This window comes from Kribbella ginsengisoli (assembly GCF_039537185.1).
Lineage (GTDB): Bacteria > Actinomycetota > Actinomycetes > Propionibacteriales > Kribbellaceae > Kribbella > Kribbella koreensis.
In genome coordinates this window covers 217814-238001 of the sequence record NZ_BAABAA010000014.1, presented here as the reverse complement: position 1 = coordinate 238001, position 20188 = coordinate 217814, and the positions used below count along the sequence as shown (strand labels likewise).

Below are 20188 nucleotides of genomic sequence, written 5' to 3'. Positions count from 1 at the left end.
CAGGACACAACAATGACTACTTTTACGCGTCGTGAAGGCCTCGTCGGCGGTGCACTGCTGGTCGTCGGCGGAGCCCTCGGCTGGCAACCGCTCACCGCTGCGGCAGCGGCTCCTTATCAAGTGCTGGTGTTCAGCAAGACGGCCGGTTTCCGGCATGACTCCATCCCGGCCGGCATTCAGGCGATCCGGGATCTGGGGGCCGCGAACGGATTCACCGTGACCGCGACGGAGGACAGTGCGGTTTTCACTACGTCGCAGCTGGCGGCGTACAAGGCGGTCGTTTTCTTGAGTACCACCGGCGATATTCTGAATGCCACGCAGCAGACCGCCTTCGAGACGTACGTCAACGGTGGAGGCGGGTATGTCGGGGTGCACGCGGCCGCGGACACGGAGTACGACTGGCCGTACTACGGGACGCTGGTCGGCGCGTGGTTCCACAGTCACCCGGCGATCCAGCAGGTGACCGCTCGCGTCGAGGATCGGACGCATCTGTCGACCTCGCATCTGGGGGCGACCTGGGTGCGGACGGATGAGTTGTACAACTACCGCACCAATCCTCGGCCGAACGTGCATGTGCTGATCAACCTCGACGAGTCGACCTACAGCGGCGGCAACATGGGTGATCATCCGATCGCCTGGTACCACGCGCAGGGCTCGGGGCGGTCGTTCTACACGGGCTTCGGGCACACCATCGAGTCGTACTCCGATACGGCGTTCCGCAAGCATCTGCTCGGTGGCATCCAGTACGCCGCTGGTGTCGGCGCGACTCCGCCGGTGACGTCGATCGAGGGGGAGGCGTTCACGTCGCAGTCCGGCGTACAGGTTGCCGGGCATGGGGGAGCTAGTGGCGGGCAGACGCTCGGGTACATCGACAACGGTGACTGGGCGGGGTACTCACAGGTCAGTACGTCCGGCAAGACGTCGTTCTCCGCCCGGATCTCCTCGGGCGGTGCGGGTGGCACGATCCGGATCCGCTCGGGCTCGGCAACCGGTCCGATCCTCGGCACGGTGACCGTGCCGGTGACGGGCGGCTGGGACAACTTCCAGACGATCTCGACCACACTGAACGGCTCGGGTACCGGTCCACTGTTCCTGACCTTCAGCGGAGGGTCGGGCGCGTTGTTCGACATCGACACCTTCACCATCAGCTAGCTCCACCGGCCAGAACTGGGCACCTCGTACACCCAACGGCGACCTTGAACATGAAATAGCTTGTTCAAGGTCGCCGGAAGGTGTTCGAGGTCGCCACGAACTGTCACCTCAGCAACGCGGTGACGAGGGTGGCGGCGGTCTCTCGCAGCCGCGCGGGATCGCCGTACACGCGTTCCAGGACGGCGAGTCCTCGCGTCATGGCGACGACGAGCCGCGCCGCGTCCCGCGGCGGCACCGACAACGCGCTGCGCGCACGAGCGCTGCGGGCGCTGAAGCTGGCGCTGGCGGTGCGAGTGAGCATGGTGGCAACGCGTTCTTCCAGGCCGTCCAGCATCGCTTGGACAGCCGCATCTACCTGCGGTTCGGCTGCTTCGACGGCCGTGCGGGTCGACAGGCAGCCGCGGGACGGCGTACCGGTGGTGATGGAGGCGATGCAGTAGTCGAACAGGTCGGTGAGCGCTTGCCGCGGATCATCAGCCTCCAGCGCCCGCTCAGCACCTGCCAGGAACTCTGCCGTGAACTGGCTGAAGATCTTCCTGAAGAGTTGTTCCTTGCCGCCGTACGCGTGGTAGAGCGACCCACGTTGCACGCCGGTCGCCGCGGCCAGGTCGAGCATCGAGGTCGCCCGGTAGCCCTTCTCCCAGAAGACGCCGAGCGCCTGCTCAACCAGAGCGCCCTCGTCGAACTGCCGGACGCCGGCCATCAGGCGGCCACCGGTGCGGAGCGCTCCACCCAGTTGTGCAGCAGCTTGCCGTCTTCGCTCACCTGCCACACCGCAGTACCGGTGAAGCTGATCGGATCGCCGATCGCCGCCGTGTGGTGATAGCCGTTGTTCGTTCCGGTGATCCGCCAGCGCGACGCGACCCGGCTGCCGTCCGCGTTCGCGAAGGTCTCGATCACCTCCAGCCGCAGGTCCGGCAGCTCCGCCAGGAACGCGGCGATCCAGCTCTTGAACGCCTCCCGGCCGACGATGTCCCGGCCGGCGTTGGTGATCACGAAGTCCTCGGTGACGAACCGGTCGACCGCAGCGGGGTCCGCCGCGTTCCAGACCTCGCGCCAGAACGCCTCCACCAGTTCGACCGCGCGGGTGCTCTCCATCCGTCCTCCTCGAGTCATGTTTGACACTACTGTCAAACATAGCCCACGCTGATAGGTTTTCGCGCATGAGTACCCCTGAGCAGACCCCGGAGACCGTCGAGGCGAAGCCCGTGAAGGCCGCACCGGCCGACGACCTCGTCAGCACCCGGCACACGCTGACGGCGGGGCGGCGGAAGCTGAAGTACACGGCGACAACTGGCCGGGTAGTGCTGCGTCAGGAGGTGGTGACCGACGGCAAGTCCGACGGGCACGTGCCCAAGGCCGAGGTGTTCCTCACGGCGTACACGCTGGACGACGCCGATCCGGGGACCCGGCCGGTGACGTTCGCGTTCAACGGTGGGCCGGGGTCGTCGAGCATCTGGCTGCATCTCGGGCTGCTCGGGCCGCGCCGGGTGGTCTCCGGCGACGCAGGCGAGCTCGCGCCACCGCCGTACGGGCTGGTGGACAACGCGGAGACGTTGCTGAAGGACAGCGACCTGGTGTTCATCGACCCGGTCTCGACCGGCTACTCGCGTGCTGTCGAGGGGGAGAAGCCGGGGGACTACCACGGCTTCACGGCCGATCTGGAGTCCGTCGGCGAGGTGATCCGGTTGTGGACGTCGCGCAACGGGCGCTGGATGTCGCCGAAGTTCCTGGCGGGGGAGTCGTATGGTACGACGCGCGCCGCCGGGCTGGCCGCGCATCTGCAGGACCGGCACGGGATGTACCTGAACGGGATCATGCTGATCTCGGCAGTACTGGAGTTCGGCACGCTCGAGTTCGTGCCGGGCAACGACCTGCCGTACACGATGTTCCTGCCGTCGTATGCCGCGGCCGCGCACTACCACGGGCTGATCCCGGACCAGTCGCTCGAAGAGGTGCTCGCCGACGCGGAGCGGTTCGCGGCCGGGCGCTATCCGAATGCGCTTGCCCAGGGCAACCGTGTTCCGGACGACTACCGCGGTGAGGTGCTGGCCCGGTTGGCTGCCCTGACCGGGCTGTCGGAGGACTACCTCGACCGGGTGAACCTGCGGGTCGAGCACACCCGGTTCTTCGCCGAGGTACTGCGTGAGCGTCGTCAGGTGGTCGGGCGGCTGGACGCGCGGTTCACCGGCTGGGATTCGGACTCGGCCGGTGAGACCTCTACCGACGACCCGTCGTTCCGGGCGATCATCGGGCCGTACACGGCGGCGCTGAATCACTACCTGCACGCGGAGCTCGAGTACCACAACGATCTGCCGTACGAGTTCCTCAGCACCACGGCGGCGAAGGACTGGTCGTACAAGGAGTTCGAGAACAGCCACGTCAACGTCGCGGACAAGCTGGCCGAGGCGATGCGGGCGAACCCGCATCTCAAGGTGCACGTCGCGTCGGGTTACTACGACTGCGCGACGCCGTACTTCGCCACCCGGTACACGCTGGGCCGGTTGCAGATTCCGGCAGAACTTCGGGACAACATCGAACTTTGCGACTACCCGGCGGGTCACATGATGTACGTGCACGAACCGACCCGGCGACAGCAGTCCAAGGACCTGGCCGCCTTCATCAAGGGAGCCAGTAACCGATGACCCAGCCGCCACCGGAAACCACTTACCTGACGCTCCCGGCCGACGGTGGTGGTCCGGTGCTGCCGGCGGAGGTCAGCGCCACGACGAAGCTCTACCTGCAACTGATCGACCAGGCACTGCCCGGGCAGGTCACCGGCCTGTACCTGACCGGCTCGCTCCCACTCGGTGACTACCGCCGCGGTCTCAGCGACATCGACGGTGTTGTCATCATCGCTTCACCATTGACCGAGCCGGAGGTGGCGGCTGTACGCGGTGTGCACGCGCAGTTGCCGACGTCCCCGGCCTTCGACGTCACCTACCTGACCACCGCCGACCTCACGGCCCCACCGGACGCCACTAAACCAGTCGTCTTCACCCTCGACGGCCAATTCGAACAAGCACCCTCCGGCGGTCCCGTATCACCGGTCCTCTGGTCAGAACTGGCGCGCCAATCCACCGCTCTCCGCGCGGTGCCCGACCTGATCGTGCACGACGACCAAGAGGCACTCGAAGCATTCACGCGAGCCAACCTCACGTCCTACTGGTCCGGCCGCTTCGACGCCCTGGAAACCGCCTTCGCCGACCATCCCGACGACGAGGTCGTAGACACCTGGATCCTCCCCTGGGTGATGCTAGGCGTCCCCCGCCTCCACGCACTCCTTGCCACCGGCAACATCATCTCCAAAACCGCCGCCGGCGAACACGCCCTGATCGCCTTCCCGGAATGGTCCCCGCTACTCCACCGCTGCCTCGACCACCGCTCCGGCAAACCAGAAACCTTCACCGTCGCGGACGCCAGATCAGCCGTCCCTTACGGCCGCAAGGTCATCACTGCAGCCCTCGCCCTGTAGATGCTGTACATCCGCGAGCCAGCCCCGCTGGCAGTCGTCCCGCCGCCACCAGGCGTCGTACTCCGGCAGCCATCACCCACCGACATCGAACAACTCGGCCGCCTGTACTACGAGGCCTACACCCCACCCGTAGTCGACAACGAAGCAGCCGGCATCGAAGACATCCGCCTGACCTTCGAAGGCGAATACGGCCCGCTGAACCCCACGATCAGCCGCCTGGCCTTCTTCGGCACCGAAATGATTGGCGCAGTCCTCGTCGTCGACCGCGCCCCCTGGCCGAACACCCCCGACTGCCCCTTCATCATCGAGGCCTTCACCGCCCCCACCTGGCGCCGCAAAGGCCTCGCCACTGCGCTGCTCACCGAGTGCATGGGCCGGACACCCGGCCGCTTCGCGTTGAACGTCCTGCCGGACAACACCGCCGCCGTGCGGCTGTACGAAGTACTGGGCTTTCAGCCGGGGTAGATGCGGAAGCCTTCGAAGGTGCGGTGCTCGAAGGAGCGGTAGAAGGCACCGGCGTCGCCGGTGACGAGGTCCATGCGTTGGGCTCCGGTGAGCGGGAAGACGTAGTCGATGAGGTCGCGGCCGATGCCTTTGCGCCGGTAGCGCTCGTGCACGGCCATCATCGAGAGGTAGGCGGCTACGTGCCCGTCGCTCAGGGCGTACGCGAAGCCGATGACCAGGTCGCCGTCGAGGGCGACGACGGTGGTGACGCCGGGAGCCGTCAGGACGGCGTGGGCGCGGTCGGGGTCTGCGCCGAAGCTCGGCCAGTTCTCGGCTTCGCAGAGGGCGACGATTCCCGCGAGGTGGTCGCGGGTGTACGTCGTGATGCTCACGGGAGGGTGAGGACTTCGGCGCCGGTTTCGGTGACCAGGAGGGTGTGTTCGAACTGGGCGGTGCGGGACTTGTCCTTGGTGGTGGCGGTCCAGCCGTCTTCCCACAGGTCGTAGTCGTAGGAGCCCAGGGTGAGCATCGGCTCGATGGTGAACGTCATGCCGGGCTCGATCACGTCGTCGAAGCGCTCGTCGTCGTAGTGCGGGATGATCAGGCCGGAGTGGAAGGCGGTGGCGATGCCGTGGCCGGTGAAGTCGCGGACGACGCCGTAGCCGAAGCGCTTCGCGTACGACTCGATCACCCGGCCGATGATGCTGACCTGGCGACCGGGCTTGACCGCCTTGATGCCGCGGTTCAGCGCCTCGCGGGTGCGCTCGACCAGCAGCCGGCTCTCCTCGTCGACGTCGCCGACCAGGAACGTCGCGTTGGTGTCCCCGTGCACGCCGTCGAGGAACGCGGTGATGTCGACGTTGACGATGTCGCCGTCCTCGAGCGGACGGTCGTCGGGGATGCCGTGGCAGATCACCTCGTTGACCGATGTGCACAACGACTTCGGGTAGTTGCGATAGCCGAGCGTGGACGGATACGCGCCACGCTCCACCAGATACTCGTGGCCGACCCGGTCGAGCTCATCGGTGCTGACACCAGGCTTCGCTGCGGCACCGACGGCTTCGAGCGCCTGCGCCGCGAGTCTGCTCGCCACGCGCATCTTCTCGACCAGTTCGGGCGACGTCACATAAGAACCGTCGTAGGGCGTCGGTGCGGGCTTGTCGACGTACTCGGGACGGGGAATGGACGCGGGTACCGGACGGCGAGGCGAGATGATGCCAGGAGTGAGAAGCGACATGGTGAGATCATTCTAATGAGCCGTTAAAACACCTCAGGAGGTGGTCAGCCCTTATGAGCGACGATCACAGCAACGAGTGGTACTACAACACCAAGACCGGCAAGGTCGAGCCGTACCAGGGTGAGAAGTCCGGTGACCGGCTGGGACCGTACAGCTCGCCGGAGGAAGCCGCCCGGGCGCTGGAGAAGGTCCAGGAACGCAACGAGGCCTGGGACAACGACCCCAACTGGAACGACGACTGAATCACCGCCTGACCGCATGACCGAGGGGCACCACCGTTGACAACCGGTGGTGCCCCTCGGCGTTACTGCGTTGGTGCGATCAGGCCTTCTTCGCGGCGGCCTTGCGCGCCGGTGCCTTCCGCGCCGTCGTCGCCCGCTTGGCGACAGCGGTGCGCGCGGGCGCCTTCTTGGCGGCGACCTTGCGGGCCGGGGCCTTCTTCGCGGCGACCTTGCGGACCGGGGCCTTCTTGGCCGCGACCTTCCGGGCCGGGGCCTTCTTGGCGGCGACCTTCTTCGCGGGAGCCTTCTTCGCGACAGTCTTCTTCGCCGGCGCCTTCTTGGCCACGGTCTTCTTGGCCGGGGCCTTCTTCGCAACGGTCTTCTTCGCGACCGTCTTCTTCGCCGGGGCCTTCTTGGCGACCGTCTTCTTGGCGGTCACCTTCTTGGCCGGGGCCTTCTTCGCGACCGTCTTCTTGGCGGTCACCTTCTTCGCCGGAGCCTTCTTGGCAACGGTCTTCTTGGCGACTGTCTTCTTCGCCGGCGTCTTCTTCGCGGCGACCTTCTTGGCCGGTGCCTTCTTCGCCGCTGTCACCTTCTTCGCCGTCGTCTTCTTCGCAGCGGTGACCTTGCGTGCGGTCGTCGTCTTCGCTGCACTGGCCTTCTTGGCGACGGTCTTCTTGGCGGGAGAAGCCTTTTTGGCTGTCGCCTTCCCTGCGGCTGCCTTTGTGGCTGGCACTCTGCCTCCTTGGTGCGCTGAGGAAAACCACGGTGGATTCCTCGTCGTCATGATGATGACAACACTTGTGCCATTCGTAAAGCACCCGAAAGGTCTGCACGTTAAGGCGTCCCGGAGACCGTCAACCGCGAAATGTCTGGAAACCCTTGCAGAGTTGGGTTTTCACGGTGGCAGTAGGCTGCCGGACAGCGGCAAAGAAATGTTGGCGACACGCGCGCGGAGTTGGGTTCGAAGTGCCGATTCGCGGTGCTTTCGGCACAGTGTTGTCATCGGCAACGTCTACGCGACGGGTCTGCGAAGAGGGGCGCGAACACATGCAGGACGATCTCGGAACCATGCTCGACGTACCGTCGCGAGTGCGTCGTGTGGTCAGCATCGTGCCGTCGTTGACGGAGGCGATCGCGACCACGCACGCAAGCCTTCTGGTGGGTGCGACGGACTGGTGCACGCACCCCGCGGACCTCGACGTGACGCGCGTTCGCGGCACCAAGAATCCCGACGTCGATCTCATTCGCGAGCTCGCGCCGGACATCGTCATCGCGAATGAAGAAGAGAATCGCGCCGCCGATCTCGACGCGTTGCGCGGCGCCGGACTCGTCGTCTGGGTGACCGCGCCGACGACGGTCGAGCAATCACTGAACTCGCTGCAGCGTTTGCTCGGCGCCGTCGTCGGCGAGGTACCGGAGTGGCTGACCCAAGCACGCGAAGTTTGGCGCACCCCGTACGCCGGACCGCGCCGGCGGGCCCTCATTCCGATCTGGCGGCGGCCGTGGATGGCGTTGGGCCGGGACACCTTCGCGGGTGACCTCTTGCAAAGAATCGGGGTCGACAATGTGCTCGCGGAATCGCCCGAGCGCTATCCCAGGATCGAGTTGGCGGGCGTACCGGAGTACGACCTGGTGGTACTTCCGGACGAGCCTTATGCGTTCTCGCCCGAGGACGGACCGGAGGCATTCGACCGGCCCGCCTGTAACGTGAGCGGGCGGCATCTGACCTGGTACGGACCGTCACTGGTGCAGGCGCGGGCGCTGCTCACCGAACAACTGGCGTGACGTGCGACACGATTGCTGAGTTCTCAGGTAGACGGTTAGGGCAGCCTCACCTACGCTTACCGGGTGCCGTCCATGACCGCGAAGAAGAAGTGCTGCAAGGACAAGCCGAGGTGCAAGAAGTGCCCGGTGGTCCTCAAGCGGCTCAGTGACGCAGGCTGCGCCGAGCGCCTCGACCTGCGCCACTACATCGTGGACAAGAAGCTCCCGAAGAAGGTCCTCAAGGCCGCTCGCGCCCGCTGAGTGCGCCTCGTGTCCTAGCCGGTCGCTACGAGGCCTCGCGGTAACGGATCGCCTCCACGGCCCGCCGGAGCAGGTCGGGGATCGTCGCGTGCGCGGCCTGACCGGTTGCCTCCAGCTCATCGGCATGCCACCAGCCGTGCGCGCTGATCGTCTCCAGCTCGAGCTGCTCCTGATTCGCGAAGCTCACCTCGACCGCGTCGACGCAGACGGCGAAGAACGTCTGGTGCTGGATGATCGGGCAGCCGCCCCACTCGAACTCGATCGTGTTCGTCGCCACCGGCGCACCCAGCTGTTCGGCCGGCCAGACGATGCCGACCTCCTCGCGCAGTTCGCGGATCCCGGCCTGCTCGACCGTCTCGCCCGCCTCGACGCCACCGCCGATGGTGAACCAGTACGGCGTCTGCGGTTTCAGCGGGTCCCAGCCGTGCAGCAGCAACACCTTGCCGTCCGGGCGGACAGGCAGGACGCGGGCCGTCGTACGCCGGACGACGGTGCCGGGCGGTGGCAGGCGGGATTCGGTCACACCTCAAAACGCTAGACGACGCAGCCGGTACTACGACGCGTCGCGCGGCGCGTCTCGTCACGCCGTCCGGATGCGGGGACAGGGCAACGGCTGCCGAGCGGGGTGGCCGAGCTTGGCGAGCCGCATGGTTGAGCTTGGTGAGAGCATCGAGACATGACCGCACGCATCGGCCTCGGACTCGCTGCTCTCGGGCGGCCGGGCTACATCAACCTCGGGCACGATCAGGACCTTCCGCGCGGCCGTGAGGTCGACGATCTTCGGCAGCTGACGCACGAGCTGCTGGACCAAGCCTGGAAGGCCGGCGTCCGGTACTTCGATGCGGCGCGATCGTATGGTTTGGCCGAGTCGTTCCTGGGGGAGTGGCTCACCCCGGAACGCCGCAGCCAGCTCACCATCGGCTCGAAGTGGGGCTACACCTACGTCGCCGACTGGAAGCACGACGCGGACACCCACGAGGTGAAGGACCACTCGCTGGGCACCTTCGAGCGCCAATGGCCCGAGACGTTGCGCGCGTTGGGCGGCCCGCCCGACTTCTACCTGGTCCACAGCCTCACGGCGGACAGCCCTGCCCTCGACGACCCCAAGCTCCTGGACCGCCTACGCGAGCTGGCAGACACCGGCGTACGGGTCGGTCTCTCAACCAGCGGCCCACGCCAAGCCGAGACGTTGCGCAAGGCACTGGCTCTGGACACTCCCTTCACTGCGGTCCAGTCCACTTGGAACGTACTAGAGACCTCAGCGGCTCCCGCCCTGGCCGAGGCCCACGACGCGGGCTGGTTCGTAGTGGTGAAGGAAGCGGTGGCCAACGGGCGGCTGACAGCCAAAGCAGGCGAGACGCCGTTCAACGTCTTCGCCGAGCAACACGGCCTCGCCCCGGACGCCCTCGCCATCGGTGCGGCCGCCGCACAGCCGTGGGCCGACATCGTCCTCAGCGGCGCCACCACCGCAGAGCAACTCAAGAGCAACCTGGCCCCCGTAGTACAAGGGCCCCTGAACGAGTTCGTCCAGGAGCCCTACGAGTACTGGTCGGAGCGCTCAGCCCTGCCTTGGATCTAGCCCAGTGTGATGCGCCGCGAACGCCAGCCTGTCTGCCCACTCCGTGGCGATCGCGGCAGCAGCTCGCCCAGGTCCATGGCCGATTCGGCGCTGTACTCGGAGTAGTACGGGCTCGTCGGCCGCCTGCGCCTGCTGCATGGTCGCGGTGAACTTGTAGCTGTGCAGCGGTACGACGATCTCGTCGTGATCGCTGGTCTGGACCAGAGTCGCCGGGTACGCCGTCCCGTCGCGCAGGTTGTGCAATGGCGAGTAGGCCAGCAGGTATCGCGCTTGCTCGGGATCGTCGGGCGAACCGATCTCGGGGATCCATGCCCGGCCGATCGTGAACAGGTGGAAGCGCAGCATGTCCATCACGCCCGCGCTCGGCAGCGCCGCCGCGAACAGGTCCGGCCGTTGCGTGAGCATCGCGCCGACGAGTAGCCCGCCGCCGCTGTGCCCGTGGATCGCGAGCTGGGCTGGTGTGGTCACGCCGGTCAGGTGGAGATGTTCAGCTACCGCGATGCAGTCGTCGAACGTGTTCTGCTTGCGTTCGAGGCGGCCGGCGTCGTGCCACTCGGCGCCGAACTCGCCGCCACCGCGCAGATTGGCGATCACCAGTACTCCGCCCGCCGCAAGCCACGCCGGCCAGCCCGGTCGATAGTCGGCCAGCTGGGACGAGTTGAATCCGCCGTACCCGAAGAGCAGGGTCGGCCGCGGCTGGTCGTGATCCAGGTCCCGGCGGCTGATCAGGAAGTACGGGACCTCTCGGTCGGCGGTCTTCCGTCGCAGAACGGTGATGGCGGGTGGGACGAATCCGCCGTGGTCTTCGCCGATGATGCGGGTGAGTTCTCCGCTGGAGTACTCGACGAGAGCGAGTTCGGTGGGTGTGGTCGTGGATGCCAGTCCGACGATGATGTCGTCCCGGCCGGGCGCGGAGTCGATGGCGGTGATGGCACTGCCGGTCAGTTGGAGGGTGGCCCGGGTGCCGTCGGCGCGATGGAGCTCGAGCGGCGGCTGGACGTCGACCAGGGCCACGGTCAGTACGCCGTCGCCGGCGGCATGGACCGCGGTGAGTGGATGAGGCCCCTGCGGCACGAGGTCGGTGAACGCCGGATCGTCGAGCGTGCAGGTGACGATCCGGCCGCGGGGCGCGTCCAGGTCCGTCCAGAGCACGAGCCGGTCGCCACCGCCACCGCGACCGCGACCGCCGTCGCCGTCGCCCGAGATCCGGACGAAGCGGGTGTTGGCGACCGCCTCGTCGATCAGCCGGACGGGGTCGCCGAGGGTGCTTGTGCCGTTCGCGGTGTGGACCGGATAGACCCACAGACGCTTCCGCTGATCGGTCGATTCGTTGAGCTGGACGATCAGCTGCTCGCCGTCGTGGGACAGCTTCAGCTCGACCACGGACGTCGTTTCGAGCACCACCGGATCGGCGGACTGCGCAGCGCCGAGTCGATGCAGGCGCAGCTGGCCGCCGATCGTGTCGGTGTCGTGCAGGTACAGGTACGACGTGTTGTCAGGCAGCCAGGTGACCGCGGAGTACTTGCCGTCCGCGACCACATCGTCCAGCTCGACGCCGGTCGACGCCTCGATCGTGCGATAGCGCAGTCGCGGGTTGCCGTCGGTCACCGTGCCGTAGGTCAGGTACCGGCCGTCCGCACTGACGCTGAAGTTGGCGAGGGACTGCGAGCCATCCATCGTGTTCGGATCGACGACGACCCGTCCGCCGTCGAGCAGTTCCCGCAACGAGCGGGAGGCGTGGAGGACCTCGTGCTGCTGGCTGCCGTCGTTGCGCAGTACGAGATACCAACCCGCCCGGTACTGCGGTACGCCGGTCCGCGGCGACGCCAGGATCGCCTGCAGCGTCTCGGTGAACCACGCGTGCTCGGGCAGCGCGGTCAGGTACTTCGACGACCGGTCGTCCTGGTCGCGGACCCAATCCGCCGCATCCGTCTCGAGCCAGCGGTACGGATCGGCGATCGTCATGCCGACGAGGCTAGCCCGCCGGATGGGCGGACCAGCCTCGTTTGTCTGTCGGCAGAAGACCTAGAAGGTGTGCTCGTCGCCGGGGAAGGTGCCGCCGGTGACGTCTGCTGCGAAGGCGGTGGCGGCGTTGGTGAGGATGCCTCGGAGGTCGGCGTACTGCTTGACGAAGCGGGGCATCTGGCCGGCTCGCATGCCGGCCATGTCTTGCCAGACCAGAACCTGGGCGTCGGTGTCTCGGCCGGCGCCGATGCCGATGGTCGGGATGGGGATGCGCTTGGTGATTTCCGCGGAGACATCGCCGGGGACCATCTCCAGGACGACAGAGAAGGCGCCGGCTTCGGCGAGGGCTACTGCGTCGTCGATCAGGCCGGCTGCTTGGTCACCGCGGCCTTGGACTCGGTAGCCGCCGATCGTGTGCTCGCTCTGCGGGGTGAAGCCGATGTGCGCCATCACGGGGATGCCGGACTGTGTCAGCTTCTCCACGGCCGGCACCATGTTGCGCCCGCCTTCCAGCTTGACCGCGTGCACGCCCGCTTCCTTCATGAACCGGACGGCGGTGTGGAAGGCCTGCTCGGGCGACGCCTGGTACGAACCGAACGGCAGGTCGGCGACGACCAGCGCTCGCTCGACAGCACCCGCGACCGCGCGCGACAGCGGGATCAACTCGTCGACGGTGACGCGCAGGGTCGACTCGTAGCCGAAGACGTTGTTCGCGGCGGAGTCACCGACCAGCAGTACCGGGATGCCGGCCTGGTCGAAGATCTCGGCGGTGTACTGGTCGTAGGCGGTCAGCATCGCCCACTTCTCGCCACGGTTCTTCATGTCCCGCAGGTGGTGGATGCGGTAGCGCCGCGGTCGCTTGCTCGCGTCTGCCGGCGTACTGCCGCCAGCCGACCCGAGTGCCGAGCTACCGCCGTTGCCACCGAGGCTGTTGGTCACAGCAGCCGGCTTGGCTGCGTCCTTCGGCGTATTGGTCTCTGCAGCCGGCTCAACTGCCGCAGGCGATGCGCCTGCGCGACGAGCGCGGTGTGAGCTCACAGGTGTCTCCGGTACTTGGCTTGGCGCATCCTGCTGTACGTCGGCTCGCCGCCGCGCACCCGCAGGTCGCGGTGGGGTCTCTGCCTTGATGACCGGCAGAGCACCAGTGGACGTCGGTGCTGCACTCAAAGGGGCATTGCTCTCATACTCGGCGGATGGATCTGATGGATAGCCATTGGCGGATGTAGACGCACTGGCCGGCGGTCCCGACGTGGGTGCCGGTGCAGCTCCAGTCCATCCAGTAGCTCCCTGCCCAGCCCGATTACCCGGACCTTGCCCAGCAGCCGCATTGCGACCAGCCGCAGGACCGTTCTGCGGCTGGGAACCCAGTGCTCCGGTCGTACCGTTGGAGCTGGCGTTGCCCGGAGAACGCAGACCATTGGCGCCCGGTCCGGCTTGATTCGCCGGAAGCCCATTGGCACTCGGCCCCCGCGACTCCGGACCGGCTTGGGTCCACCCGTTGCTCGCGGCCGAGCCGTTGGAGGAGTGGGGCGTGAGGCCGTTGCTGCCTGGGCCGAGCGGTGAGCCGTTGCCTGGTACGCCGGGACGCGACTGCGCGGATCCGGCAGGCCCGCCGAGGGCCGGTCCAGACGTAGAGCCGAGAGGACCCGTCGGCGTACCGAGCGGGCCGGACGAAGTGCCGAGGGGGCCGGTCGGGCTACCGGGGCCTCCCTGTCCTGGGCGGCTCGGCGGGGGACCGGTGGTGCCGTTGCGGCCGGGGCCGAAGGGTGGCTGTTGTCCTTGCTGCGGTGATCCTGGCGGCTGCTGCCGGAACGGAGTCTGCTCGGGGTACCCACGGTCCGGGTACCGCTCCTGCTGCTGCCGCTCCAACGCCTGCCGGTCCAACGCCTGCCGCTCCTGCGCCGCCCGCTCTTGGCCGGCTCGTTCCTGCGCAGCCGCACGTTCCTGCGCCGCACGCTCTTGTACTGCCCGCTCCTGGGTCACTCGCTCTGCCGCCGCCCGCTCCTGTGCAGCGCGCTCAGCCGCAGCTCGTTCCTGTGCCGCCCGCTCGGCGGTGGCCCGCTCTTGTGCGGCGCGCTCTTGCGCAGCCCGCTCTTGCGCAACCCGTTCAGCCGCAGCCCGCTCGGCTGCAGCACGTTCAGCCGCTGCACGTTCGGCAGCAGCGCGTTCTTGTGCGGCCCGGTCCTGTCCAGCACGGTCCTGAGGCGGTCCGTCCTGGTACGGCGGTCGGGGCGCGAAGGGCGAACCCGGCTCGAACCCGCCAGGCTCCTGGTACGTCTCCCGCTCACCCCAGCCCGGGGCGCCACCGTACGACGGCGACTCGGCCTCTTGCGGATAGCCGCCCGCCGGGTACTCGCGCTCCGGCAGGAACGGCGGCTTCGGCACATACGGCTGCTGCGGCACCGGCCCACGCTCGTACGACCTCGGGGCGTTCGGCAGCGAGGGCGCGGGGTCGAGCCCGTCGAGCGCGGTCGAACGCTCGCGCCAGCCGCCGTCGCCGGAGCCTCCGGCGTAGCCATAGTCCGAGCGGTGCTGATCCTCGGTTGTCCGGTTCTTCGGTCCGGTCCCGTACGGCGCCGGCAGCTCGTCGTCGGCGTCGCCGTTGGTACCGGCCGACATGAAGTTGTCAACCATGGGCTCATCGTCCCACCGTTGCGCAGGGTGAGCGCTACCGGCCGACGCTGAGGGATCGCTCACACCTGACGCGTCAGGATTGCGGCGCTCGGGCACGCCGAAGGAATCAGCCAGCTCGGGATCCTCGGGCGGAAAGAACGGACTGTCGTTGAAAGGGCGGTTACGCCAGGATCCACTCAGCTTTCTGCAGCCTTCCTACTGACCACACGGGTCGCGTCCTCACGCCAAGCGTTCGTGATCGGCAGTCGCCGGTCCCGGCCGAAGGCCTTGTGGGTGATCTTCGGACCCGGAGGATACTGCCGCCGCTTGTACTCGGCTTTGTCGACCAGCTGGATCACCTTGCTGACCAGCTCGGTGTCGAAGCCCGCCGCCACCAGTTCGGCCGTACCCCGGTCCTGTTCGACGTAGTCGTCGAGCATGTCGTCCAGCAGGTCGTACGGCGGCAGCGAGTCGGTGTCCTTCTGGCCCGGCCGGAGCTCGGCCGATGGTGGCTTGGCGATCGCGTTCTCCGGGATCGGCGGCTGCTGGCCGCGTTCCTTGGCGTCCGCGTTGCGCCACTTCGCCAGCCGCCAGACGACCGTCTTCGGCACGTCCTTCAGCGGCGCGTAGCCACCGACCGCGTCGCCGTAGATCGTCGAGTAGCCGACGGACAGCTCGGATTTGTTGCCGCAGGCAAGTACCAGGTGGCCGTCGGCGTTCGACAGCCCCATCCAGATGACGGCGCGAACGCGTGCCTGCAGGTTCTCCTCGGCCAGCCCGGTCAGCCCGAGCGTGTCCAGGAACGGCTGCACCATCGGCTGGATCGGCACCACCCGGTAGTTCAGGCCGGTCCGCGCGGCGAGCTCCGCGGCGTCGTCCTTGGAGTGGTCGCTGGAGTAGACGCTCGGGTTCGAGATGCCGAACACGTGCTGCGCGCCGATCGCGTCGCAGGCGATCGCGGCGACCAGCGAGGAGTCGATACCGCCGGACAGCCCGAGCAGTACGGATTTGAAGCCGTTCTTCTGCACGTAGTCGCGCAGGCCGAGCACGACAGCGCCGTACATCTCGGCCTCGTCCGACAGTCGCGGCGCGAGCGCCGAAGCGATCGGTTCGTACTGCGCCAGTGGCTCCTCGTGCAGCACCGTGTGCTCGATCCGGATGCCCTCATGCTCGCCACCCGGCGTACCGGTCGGGGCCGGCAGGTCGAGGTCGACGACCATGCTGCCCTGCTCGAACTGCGGGGCCCGCGCGAACACCTTGCCCTCGGCATCGGCGATCAGCGAGTCGCCGTCGAAGACCAGCTCGTCCTGCCCGCCGACGAGGTTCACGTACGCGAGTGAGCAACCGGCCTCGCGGGCCCGCCGGGTGACGAGCTCGCCGCGGACGTCGTCCTTGTTGGCCTCGTACGGCGAACTGTTGATGACGAGCAGAAGCCCCGCACCAGCGGCCCGGGTCGCGGCGACCGGGCCGCCGTCCTGCCAGAGGTCCTCGCAGATCACCAGCGCGACATCGACGCCGTGGATCCGGATCACCTGCAGGCTGTCGCCAGGGACGAAGTGCCGGAACTCGTCGAAGACGCCGTAGTTCGGCAGGTGGTGCTTGACCGCCGAGGTGACCACCTCACCGCGATGCAGCACCGCCGCCGAGTTCGTCGGCGAACCCTTCGGGCGGCCGAGCCGGTCGACGCCCATCGCAGTACCGGATGCGCGGTCCAGGTAGCCGACGACGACCACGATCTCGCCGAGTCCTTCCTCGGCGAGGCGTTGCGCGAGGCTCTTGATCTTGGCCTGCGACGCGTCCACGAACGACGCCCGCAACGCGAGATCCTCGACCGGGTAACCGGTCAGCGCGAGCTCCGGGAAGGCCACCACATGGGCGCCGCGCTCAACGGCGTTCCGGGTCCAGGTGACGACTTTCTCGGCATTGCCGTCGACATCACCGACCGTCACGTTGAGCTGAGCGAGAGCAACCCGAAGCTGAGGCACTGCAGCACCCTACTGGTTACCGGCCCTCCGTCCGCTGACCTGCCCGAAGAAGTTGGCCGGACTTTACGGAAGGTCCTCGGGTTCGATGGCCGCGGTGTAGGTGGTGATGGTGGTCAGGTACCCCTGGGCGAACTCGTAGATGTCGCACGAGCGCACGAACGACGTGTTCCATCTGGCGTCGACGTACTTCGCGACCGTGTCGATGGCGACGGCGTCCGGACCGACGACTGTCTTGAAGCGGAGGAACTGCGTGGTGGTCCGCTCCAGTTGGCCGAGCGATTGCTCGCAGGCGGCCTGGACCTGCTCGGTTCCCTCGAGTCGCGCGGCACCCACCAGGGTCCACTCGACCTGCGGGTGCAGGAACTCGTAGGTCTCCCGGAACTGATGGCTCGAGAACGCCTCAGCCACCTGCTGAATCGTCGGCATCCGCCGATGCTAGCTCTTGAGAAAGTCCAGCACCCGGGTGGTGAGAAGCGTCGTCGCGGCCTTGTCGTACGCCGGTAGCGAGGAGTCGGTGAAGAGGTGCTCCTTGCCGGGGTAGAGGAAGAGTTCGGCATCGGACGTGGAAGCGACCAGGGCGTTCGCCGAGGTGAGGTCGCCGTCCTCTTCGATGAAGAACGGGTCCTCTTCCATCGCGTGCACCTGGACCGGGACGCCCGCCGGCCAGCTCTCGCCGAACTCCGAGACCGGGATGCAGCCGTGCAGCAGAAGCGCGCCGCGAGCCGCAGTACTCGTCTGGGCCAGTTGCTGAGCGGGCATCACGCCGAGCGAGAAGCCCGCGAAGACCAGACCGTTGCCGCCCGCACCGTCGCCCAGTTCCTCGGCGGCCTTGATGCCACGGTCCTTGACCACGCCGAATCCGTTCTGGCGTGCGTAGTCGAGCCCCTCGTCGAGGGTGCCGAAGACGTTGCCTTCGTACATATCGGGCAGGTGCACGGTATGGCCCGCCTCGCGCAGGGTGTCGGCGAAAGCGCGGACCCCGTCGGTCAGTCCCTGTGCATGGTGGAACAGCACTACTTCAGCCATCGCGAACCTCTCATCAGATGAATGATCCAAGAATGTCGAACGTTCTGCGATGTTAGTCTGATCGGACCATGGCAGGCAATCCCCAGACCCCGGACTACGACCTCGAGGACAGTCTCGAGCTCACGACGGCCGAGCAGGTCAAGGCGATCAGCGATCCGCTCCGGACGTCGATCATCCAGTTGCTGCACGAGCGGGCCGCGACGGTGACCGAGCTGGCCGCCGCGGTGAAGCGTCCGAAGAGCACGGTCGCGCACCACGTCAACGTGCTCGCCGACGCCGGGCTGCTGAAGGTGGTCCGGACCCGCCGGGTGCGCGCGATCGAGGAGCGGTTCTACGGCCGCGCCGCCCGGGTGTTCTTCTACGAGATGGGCCGGACGGGCGCGCTGGACTTCAACGACTTCGAGGTCGCGGCGAAGGAGTCGGTCACTGCTTTCGAGGCCGGCGAGTTGCGCTCCTTCATCCGGCACGCGCGGGTCCCCGACGAGCGGATCGGCGAGTTCTGGGGGCGGGTGCACGAGCTGGTCCAGGAGTTCGACCAGCTGCCGCGGTCGGGTGACACGACGTACGGGTTCGTCGTCGGCGCCTACCCGGTGACCGACTATCCGACGCTGCCACCACAGGCGAGCGACGCGGACTGAGTCAGTCGAAGGAACGACGACCAGACCAGGTGGTTGGTGTGTAATGGCGGGCGTGGTGACGAAGGAACGTACTGGGGATGTCCGGCTGGGCACGGTGGGCAAGGCCGTCAGGGTCGTCGTCGCGCTGGCCGGGATCGGCTTGCTGATCAACGGGTCGGTGCGGGCCAGTGACGACGCCTGGCCGTTCGGGCCGATGTCGCAGTACGCCGGATCGGTCGCGGACGACGCGTCGATCACCTACACCCGGATCACCGCGCGGACCGATGCCGGTACGACGGTCGACGTACCGCTCAACATCGAGGGCGCCGGTGTCGCGAGGGCCGAGATCGAGGCACGGACCGGCGAGATCGTGAAGGACCCGTCGTTGCTGCAGGCGGTCGCCGACGGCTGGGCCCGCAAGCACCCGGACAAGCCGAAGTACGTGAAGCTCGAACTGATCCGCGACACCACCACGCTGGTCAAGGGCCGCGTCGAGGGCGATCCCGTCCCCGAGGTCCTGGCGACCTGGCAGGTACGCCGATGAGCACCGCCACGGAGTTGCCTCGCAGGCAGCGGGTCGCGAACTGGTTCACCCCGACGATCGCGTTGGCCCGGATCGCGTGGTTGCGGACGATTCTCTACCTGTTCGTCATCCTCGACATGCATGCGTTTGTCCGCGACACCCGGCTCAAGGGCGAGCACCCCGGCCTCTACCAGCCACTGCTGCTGGCCCGGCTCCTCGACCTCCCGAAGCCGTCCGTCGCGAACACCACCACCCTGTACGTCGTACTGATCGTGTTCTGCCTGATCGGCGCGGCCAACCGTCTCCCGAGGCTGGCCGGCTGGATCGTCGCGCCGGCCTTCACCTGGTGGGTGCTGATCGGGATGAGCGACGGCAAGGTCGACCACGACCACCTCGCGCTCGTCGTCGCACTCTGGGTGATGCCGACCGTCGCCCCGGCGGTCAAAGGCTGGAACACCAAGTGGCGCCGCGACGTCTCGCCGTACGCCGATCAGACTCGCTCCGAGGCGGCCGGCTGGGCGATCCGCTGCGTCCAGATCGCCGTCATCGCGACGTACTTCCTGTCCGCGATCGCCAAGCTGCGTGGCGCCGGCTGGACACTGGCCTGGCCGGGCAGCGCGATCCTGACCTGGGCGATCGTGCGTCGCCCGCATCCGGTCGGCGAGTGGCTGCTGCACTATCCGTGGATGCTGCACGTGATGCAGTGGGTCGGCATCATCGGGGAGTTCTGCTCGCCGGTGATCCTCTGGCTCAAGGGCCGGTGGCAACTGATGGGCGCGCTGTTCTTCATCGGCTTCCACGTCGCGAACACGGCGATCCTGCTGATCCACTTCCTGCCGACCGTGGTCTGCTGGCTGGCGTTCGCGCCGCTGGAGCGGATCGTGCCCTGGTTCCAGGAGCGCCGATCCGCGGCCAGGTCAGACAGCCACGCCCGAGAGGCCGAAGACCAGGCCGAAGAGGGCCGGCAGGCCGAGCAGCAGGCCGGCGCGTAGCCGGAAGCGGCGCCCGCCGGGGCCTGGAGTACGGACGACGCGGGAGAGCACGGCACCGGCGTACCCGAAGATCAGTGCGGCGAACAGGATCTGCTTGGTCGGCAGGCCGGCGTCGGCATGCGTCAGGCCGAGCGTGACGAGCCCGGGGCAGCAGAACGCGAACATCCCGAACCCGAGCTCCGGGATCGGCAGCCAGCGCCTTCCCAGCACATCCAGTTCCGCGGGCCGGCGACGCTGGACCGACCGGATGAAGCGAACCGTGCTGAGCAGCAGGTCAGCCGCGCAGAGGATCGCAGCTATCACCAGCGCCGCATGGAAGATCGTCTGCACC

General features: G+C 67.5%; 23 protein-coding genes. 11 read left to right on the top strand and 12 right to left on the bottom strand.

From position 1 onward, the window contains the following. Positions 1–12 precede the first annotated feature (12 nt). Positions 13–1152 (top strand): ThuA domain-containing protein, encoded by a 1140-nt coding sequence (locus ABD768_RS35900; protein WP_343981396.1) that lies wholly within the window; start codon positions 13–15, stop codon positions 1150–1152. Positions 1153–1255: 103 nt separating this feature from the next. Here ABD768_RS35900 and ABD768_RS35895 read toward each other — a convergent pair whose 3' ends face one another. Both ABD768_RS35895 and ABD768_RS35890 read right to left on the bottom strand, forming a co-directional pair. Next, on the bottom strand, positions 1256–1855 hold the full coding sequence (locus tag ABD768_RS35895) for a TetR/AcrR family transcriptional regulator (RefSeq protein ID WP_344848326.1): 600 nt from the start codon (positions 1853–1855) through the stop codon (positions 1256–1258). Beyond that, positions 1855–2250 (bottom strand): ester cyclase, encoded by a 396-nt coding sequence (locus tag ABD768_RS35890; RefSeq protein WP_344848324.1) that lies wholly within the window; start codon positions 2248–2250, stop codon positions 1855–1857. Before ABD768_RS35890 ends, ABD768_RS35895 begins: the two co-directional genes overlap by 1 nt. A gap of 65 nt (positions 2251–2315) precedes the next feature. Between ABD768_RS35890 and ABD768_RS35885 the strand changes: the two genes are divergently transcribed. Genes ABD768_RS35885 through ABD768_RS35875 form a run of 3 tightly spaced genes read left to right on the top strand, consistent with a single transcriptional unit; the run spans position 2316 to position 5092 of the window. Beyond that, positions 2316–3797 carry a S10 family peptidase gene (locus tag ABD768_RS35885; RefSeq protein WP_344848320.1) on the top strand — a complete coding sequence of 494 codons (1482 nt, stop codon included), beginning with the start codon at positions 2316–2318 and terminating at the stop codon, positions 3795–3797. Then, positions 3794–4627 carry a nucleotidyltransferase domain-containing protein gene (locus tag ABD768_RS35880; protein ID WP_344848317.1) on the top strand — a complete coding sequence of 278 codons (834 nt, stop codon included), beginning with the start codon at positions 3794–3796 and terminating at the stop codon, positions 4625–4627. Before ABD768_RS35885 ends, ABD768_RS35880 begins: the two co-directional genes overlap by 4 nt. After that, complete coding sequence (locus ABD768_RS35875; RefSeq protein ID WP_343981382.1) at positions 4628–5092, top strand: GNAT family N-acetyltransferase; 465 nt, start codon at positions 4628–4630, stop codon at positions 5090–5092. It begins immediately after the preceding gene. On the opposite strand, the gene ABD768_RS35870 is transcribed toward ABD768_RS35875, so the two are convergent. Both ABD768_RS35870 and map read right to left on the bottom strand, forming a co-directional pair. After that, on the bottom strand, positions 5080–5463 hold the full coding sequence (locus tag ABD768_RS35870; RefSeq protein WP_344848312.1) for a GNAT family N-acetyltransferase: 384 nt from the start codon (positions 5461–5463) through the stop codon (positions 5080–5082). The genes ABD768_RS35875 and ABD768_RS35870 overlap by 13 nt on opposite strands. Further along, positions 5460–6308 (bottom strand): type I methionyl aminopeptidase, encoded by an 849-nt coding sequence (map, locus tag ABD768_RS35865; protein WP_344848309.1) that lies wholly within the window; start codon positions 6306–6308, stop codon positions 5460–5462. Before map ends, ABD768_RS35870 begins: the two co-directional genes overlap by 4 nt. Before the next feature lie 53 nt (positions 6309–6361). Between map and ABD768_RS35860 the strand changes: the two genes are divergently transcribed. Further along, a complete protein-coding gene (locus tag ABD768_RS35860) occupies positions 6362–6550 on the top strand; it encodes a hypothetical protein (RefSeq protein ID WP_343981372.1) in 189 nt (62 codons plus the stop codon). 79 nt (positions 6551–6629) lie between these two features. Here ABD768_RS35860 and ABD768_RS35855 read toward each other — a convergent pair whose 3' ends face one another. Continuing rightward, a complete protein-coding gene (locus tag ABD768_RS35855) occupies positions 6630–7265 on the bottom strand; it encodes a histone H1-like repetitive region-containing protein (protein ID WP_344848305.1) in 636 nt (211 codons plus the stop codon). Between the two features lie 314 nt (positions 7266–7579). Here ABD768_RS35855 and ABD768_RS35850 point away from each other — a divergent pair, with 314 nt between their 5' ends. Beyond that, a complete protein-coding gene (locus tag ABD768_RS35850; protein WP_344848302.1) occupies positions 7580–8317 on the top strand; it encodes a helical backbone metal receptor in 738 nt (245 codons plus the stop codon). Between the two features lie 63 nt (positions 8318–8380). After that, entirely contained in the window at positions 8381–8557 is a 177-nt protein-coding gene (locus tag ABD768_RS35845; RefSeq protein WP_343981541.1) for a hypothetical protein, read from the top strand. A 25-nt stretch (positions 8558–8582) separates the two neighbouring features. Here ABD768_RS35845 and ABD768_RS35840 read toward each other — a convergent pair whose 3' ends face one another. Further along, positions 8583–9080, bottom strand: coding sequence for an NUDIX hydrolase (locus tag ABD768_RS35840; RefSeq protein WP_344848299.1), 498 nt, complete (start codon positions 9078–9080; stop codon positions 8583–8585). A gap of 153 nt (positions 9081–9233) precedes the next feature. On the opposite strand from ABD768_RS35840, the gene ABD768_RS35835 reads away from it, so the two are divergent. Next, positions 9234–10136: an aldo/keto reductase gene (locus tag ABD768_RS35835; protein WP_344848295.1), complete on the top strand. Its 903-nt coding sequence runs from the start codon at positions 9234–9236 to the stop codon at positions 10134–10136. Here the strand turns inward: ABD768_RS35835 and ABD768_RS35830 are convergent. The 5 genes from ABD768_RS35830 to ABD768_RS35810 all read right to left on the bottom strand — a co-directional run bounded on the left by ABD768_RS35830 (position 10116) and on the right by ABD768_RS35810 (position 17725). Next, positions 10116–12101, bottom strand: a complete 1986-nt coding sequence (locus ABD768_RS35830) for a prolyl oligopeptidase family serine peptidase (RefSeq protein ID WP_344848293.1) — start codon at positions 12099–12101, stop codon at positions 10116–10118. The two genes, ABD768_RS35835 and ABD768_RS35830, sit on opposite strands and share 21 nt — an antisense overlap. A 60-nt stretch (positions 12102–12161) precedes the next feature. After that, entirely contained in the window at positions 12162–14735 is a 2574-nt protein-coding gene (gene panB / locus ABD768_RS43180) for a 3-methyl-2-oxobutanoate hydroxymethyltransferase (protein WP_425558468.1), read from the bottom strand. 176 nt (positions 14736–14911) lie between these two features. Beyond that, entirely contained in the window at positions 14912–16699 is a 1788-nt protein-coding gene (locus ABD768_RS35820) for an NAD+ synthase (RefSeq protein ID WP_343981356.1), read from the bottom strand. Between the two features lie 63 nt (positions 16700–16762). After that, positions 16763–17125 (bottom strand): nuclear transport factor 2 family protein, encoded by a 363-nt coding sequence (locus ABD768_RS35815; RefSeq protein ID WP_344848290.1) that lies wholly within the window; start codon positions 17123–17125, stop codon positions 16763–16765. Between the two features lie 9 nt (positions 17126–17134). Next, on the bottom strand, positions 17135–17725 hold the full coding sequence (locus ABD768_RS35810; protein WP_343981350.1) for a dienelactone hydrolase family protein: 591 nt from the start codon (positions 17723–17725) through the stop codon (positions 17135–17137). A gap of 68 nt (positions 17726–17793) precedes the next feature. On the opposite strand from ABD768_RS35810, the gene ABD768_RS35805 reads away from it, so the two are divergent. Genes ABD768_RS35805 through ABD768_RS35795 form a run of 3 tightly spaced genes read left to right on the top strand, consistent with a single transcriptional unit; the run spans position 17794 to position 19857 of the window. Beyond that, positions 17794–18363, top strand: coding sequence for an ArsR/SmtB family transcription factor (locus tag ABD768_RS35805; protein WP_344848287.1), 570 nt, complete (start codon positions 17794–17796; stop codon positions 18361–18363). Between the two features lie 55 nt (positions 18364–18418). Next, positions 18419–18886 carry a hypothetical protein gene (locus tag ABD768_RS35800; protein WP_344848284.1) on the top strand — a complete coding sequence of 156 codons (468 nt, stop codon included), beginning with the start codon at positions 18419–18421 and terminating at the stop codon, positions 18884–18886. Next, positions 18883–19857, top strand: a complete 975-nt coding sequence (locus ABD768_RS35795) for an HTTM domain-containing protein (RefSeq protein ID WP_344848281.1) — start codon at positions 18883–18885, stop codon at positions 19855–19857. Before ABD768_RS35800 ends, ABD768_RS35795 begins: the two co-directional genes overlap by 4 nt. Here the strand turns inward: ABD768_RS35795 and ABD768_RS35790 are convergent. Beyond that, complete coding sequence (locus ABD768_RS35790) at positions 19783–20187, bottom strand: hypothetical protein (RefSeq protein WP_344848278.1); 405 nt, start codon at positions 20185–20187, stop codon at positions 19783–19785. The two genes, ABD768_RS35795 and ABD768_RS35790, sit on opposite strands and share 75 nt — an antisense overlap. Position 20188: the final 1 nt, after the last annotated feature.

Coding starts and splice junctions, on each gene's coding strand:
- ABD768_RS35795 (WP_344848281.1), top strand. CDS start 18,883: ATGAGCACCGCCACGGAGTTGCCTCGCAGGCAGCGGGTCGCGAACTGG.
- ABD768_RS35850 (WP_344848302.1), top strand. CDS start 7,580: ATGCAGGACGATCTCGGAACCATGCTCGACGTACCGTCGCGAGTGCGT.
- ABD768_RS35900 (WP_343981396.1), top strand. CDS start 13: ATGACTACTTTTACGCGTCGTGAAGGCCTCGTCGGCGGTGCACTGCTG.
- ABD768_RS35880 (WP_344848317.1), top strand. CDS start 3,794: ATGACCCAGCCGCCACCGGAAACCACTTACCTGACGCTCCCGGCCGAC.
- ABD768_RS35885 (WP_344848320.1), top strand. CDS start 2,316: ATGAGTACCCCTGAGCAGACCCCGGAGACCGTCGAGGCGAAGCCCGTG.
- ABD768_RS35815 (WP_344848290.1), bottom strand. CDS start 17,125: ATGCCGACGATTCAGCAGGTGGCTGAGGCGTTCTCGAGCCATCAGTTC.
- ABD768_RS35835 (WP_344848295.1), top strand. CDS start 9,234: ATGACCGCACGCATCGGCCTCGGACTCGCTGCTCTCGGGCGGCCGGGC.
- panB (WP_425558468.1), bottom strand. CDS start 14,735: ATGGTTGACAACTTCATGTCGGCCGGTACCAACGGCGACGCCGACGAC.
- ABD768_RS35890 (WP_344848324.1), bottom strand. CDS start 2,250: ATGGAGAGCACCCGCGCGGTCGAACTGGTGGAGGCGTTCTGGCGCGAG.
- ABD768_RS35875 (WP_343981382.1), top strand. CDS start 4,628: ATGCTGTACATCCGCGAGCCAGCCCCGCTGGCAGTCGTCCCGCCGCCA.
- ABD768_RS35895 (WP_344848326.1), bottom strand. CDS start 1,855: ATGGCCGGCGTCCGGCAGTTCGACGAGGGCGCTCTGGTTGAGCAGGCG.
- ABD768_RS35810 (WP_343981350.1), bottom strand. CDS start 17,725: ATGGCTGAAGTAGTGCTGTTCCACCATGCACAGGGACTGACCGACGGG.
- ABD768_RS35830 (WP_344848293.1), bottom strand. CDS start 12,101: ATGACGATCGCCGATCCGTACCGCTGGCTCGAGACGGATGCGGCGGAT.
- map (WP_344848309.1), bottom strand. CDS start 6,308: ATGTCGCTTCTCACTCCTGGCATCATCTCGCCTCGCCGTCCGGTACCC.
- ABD768_RS35805 (WP_344848287.1), top strand. CDS start 17,794: ATGGCAGGCAATCCCCAGACCCCGGACTACGACCTCGAGGACAGTCTC.
- ABD768_RS35860 (WP_343981372.1), top strand. CDS start 6,362: ATGAGCGACGATCACAGCAACGAGTGGTACTACAACACCAAGACCGGC.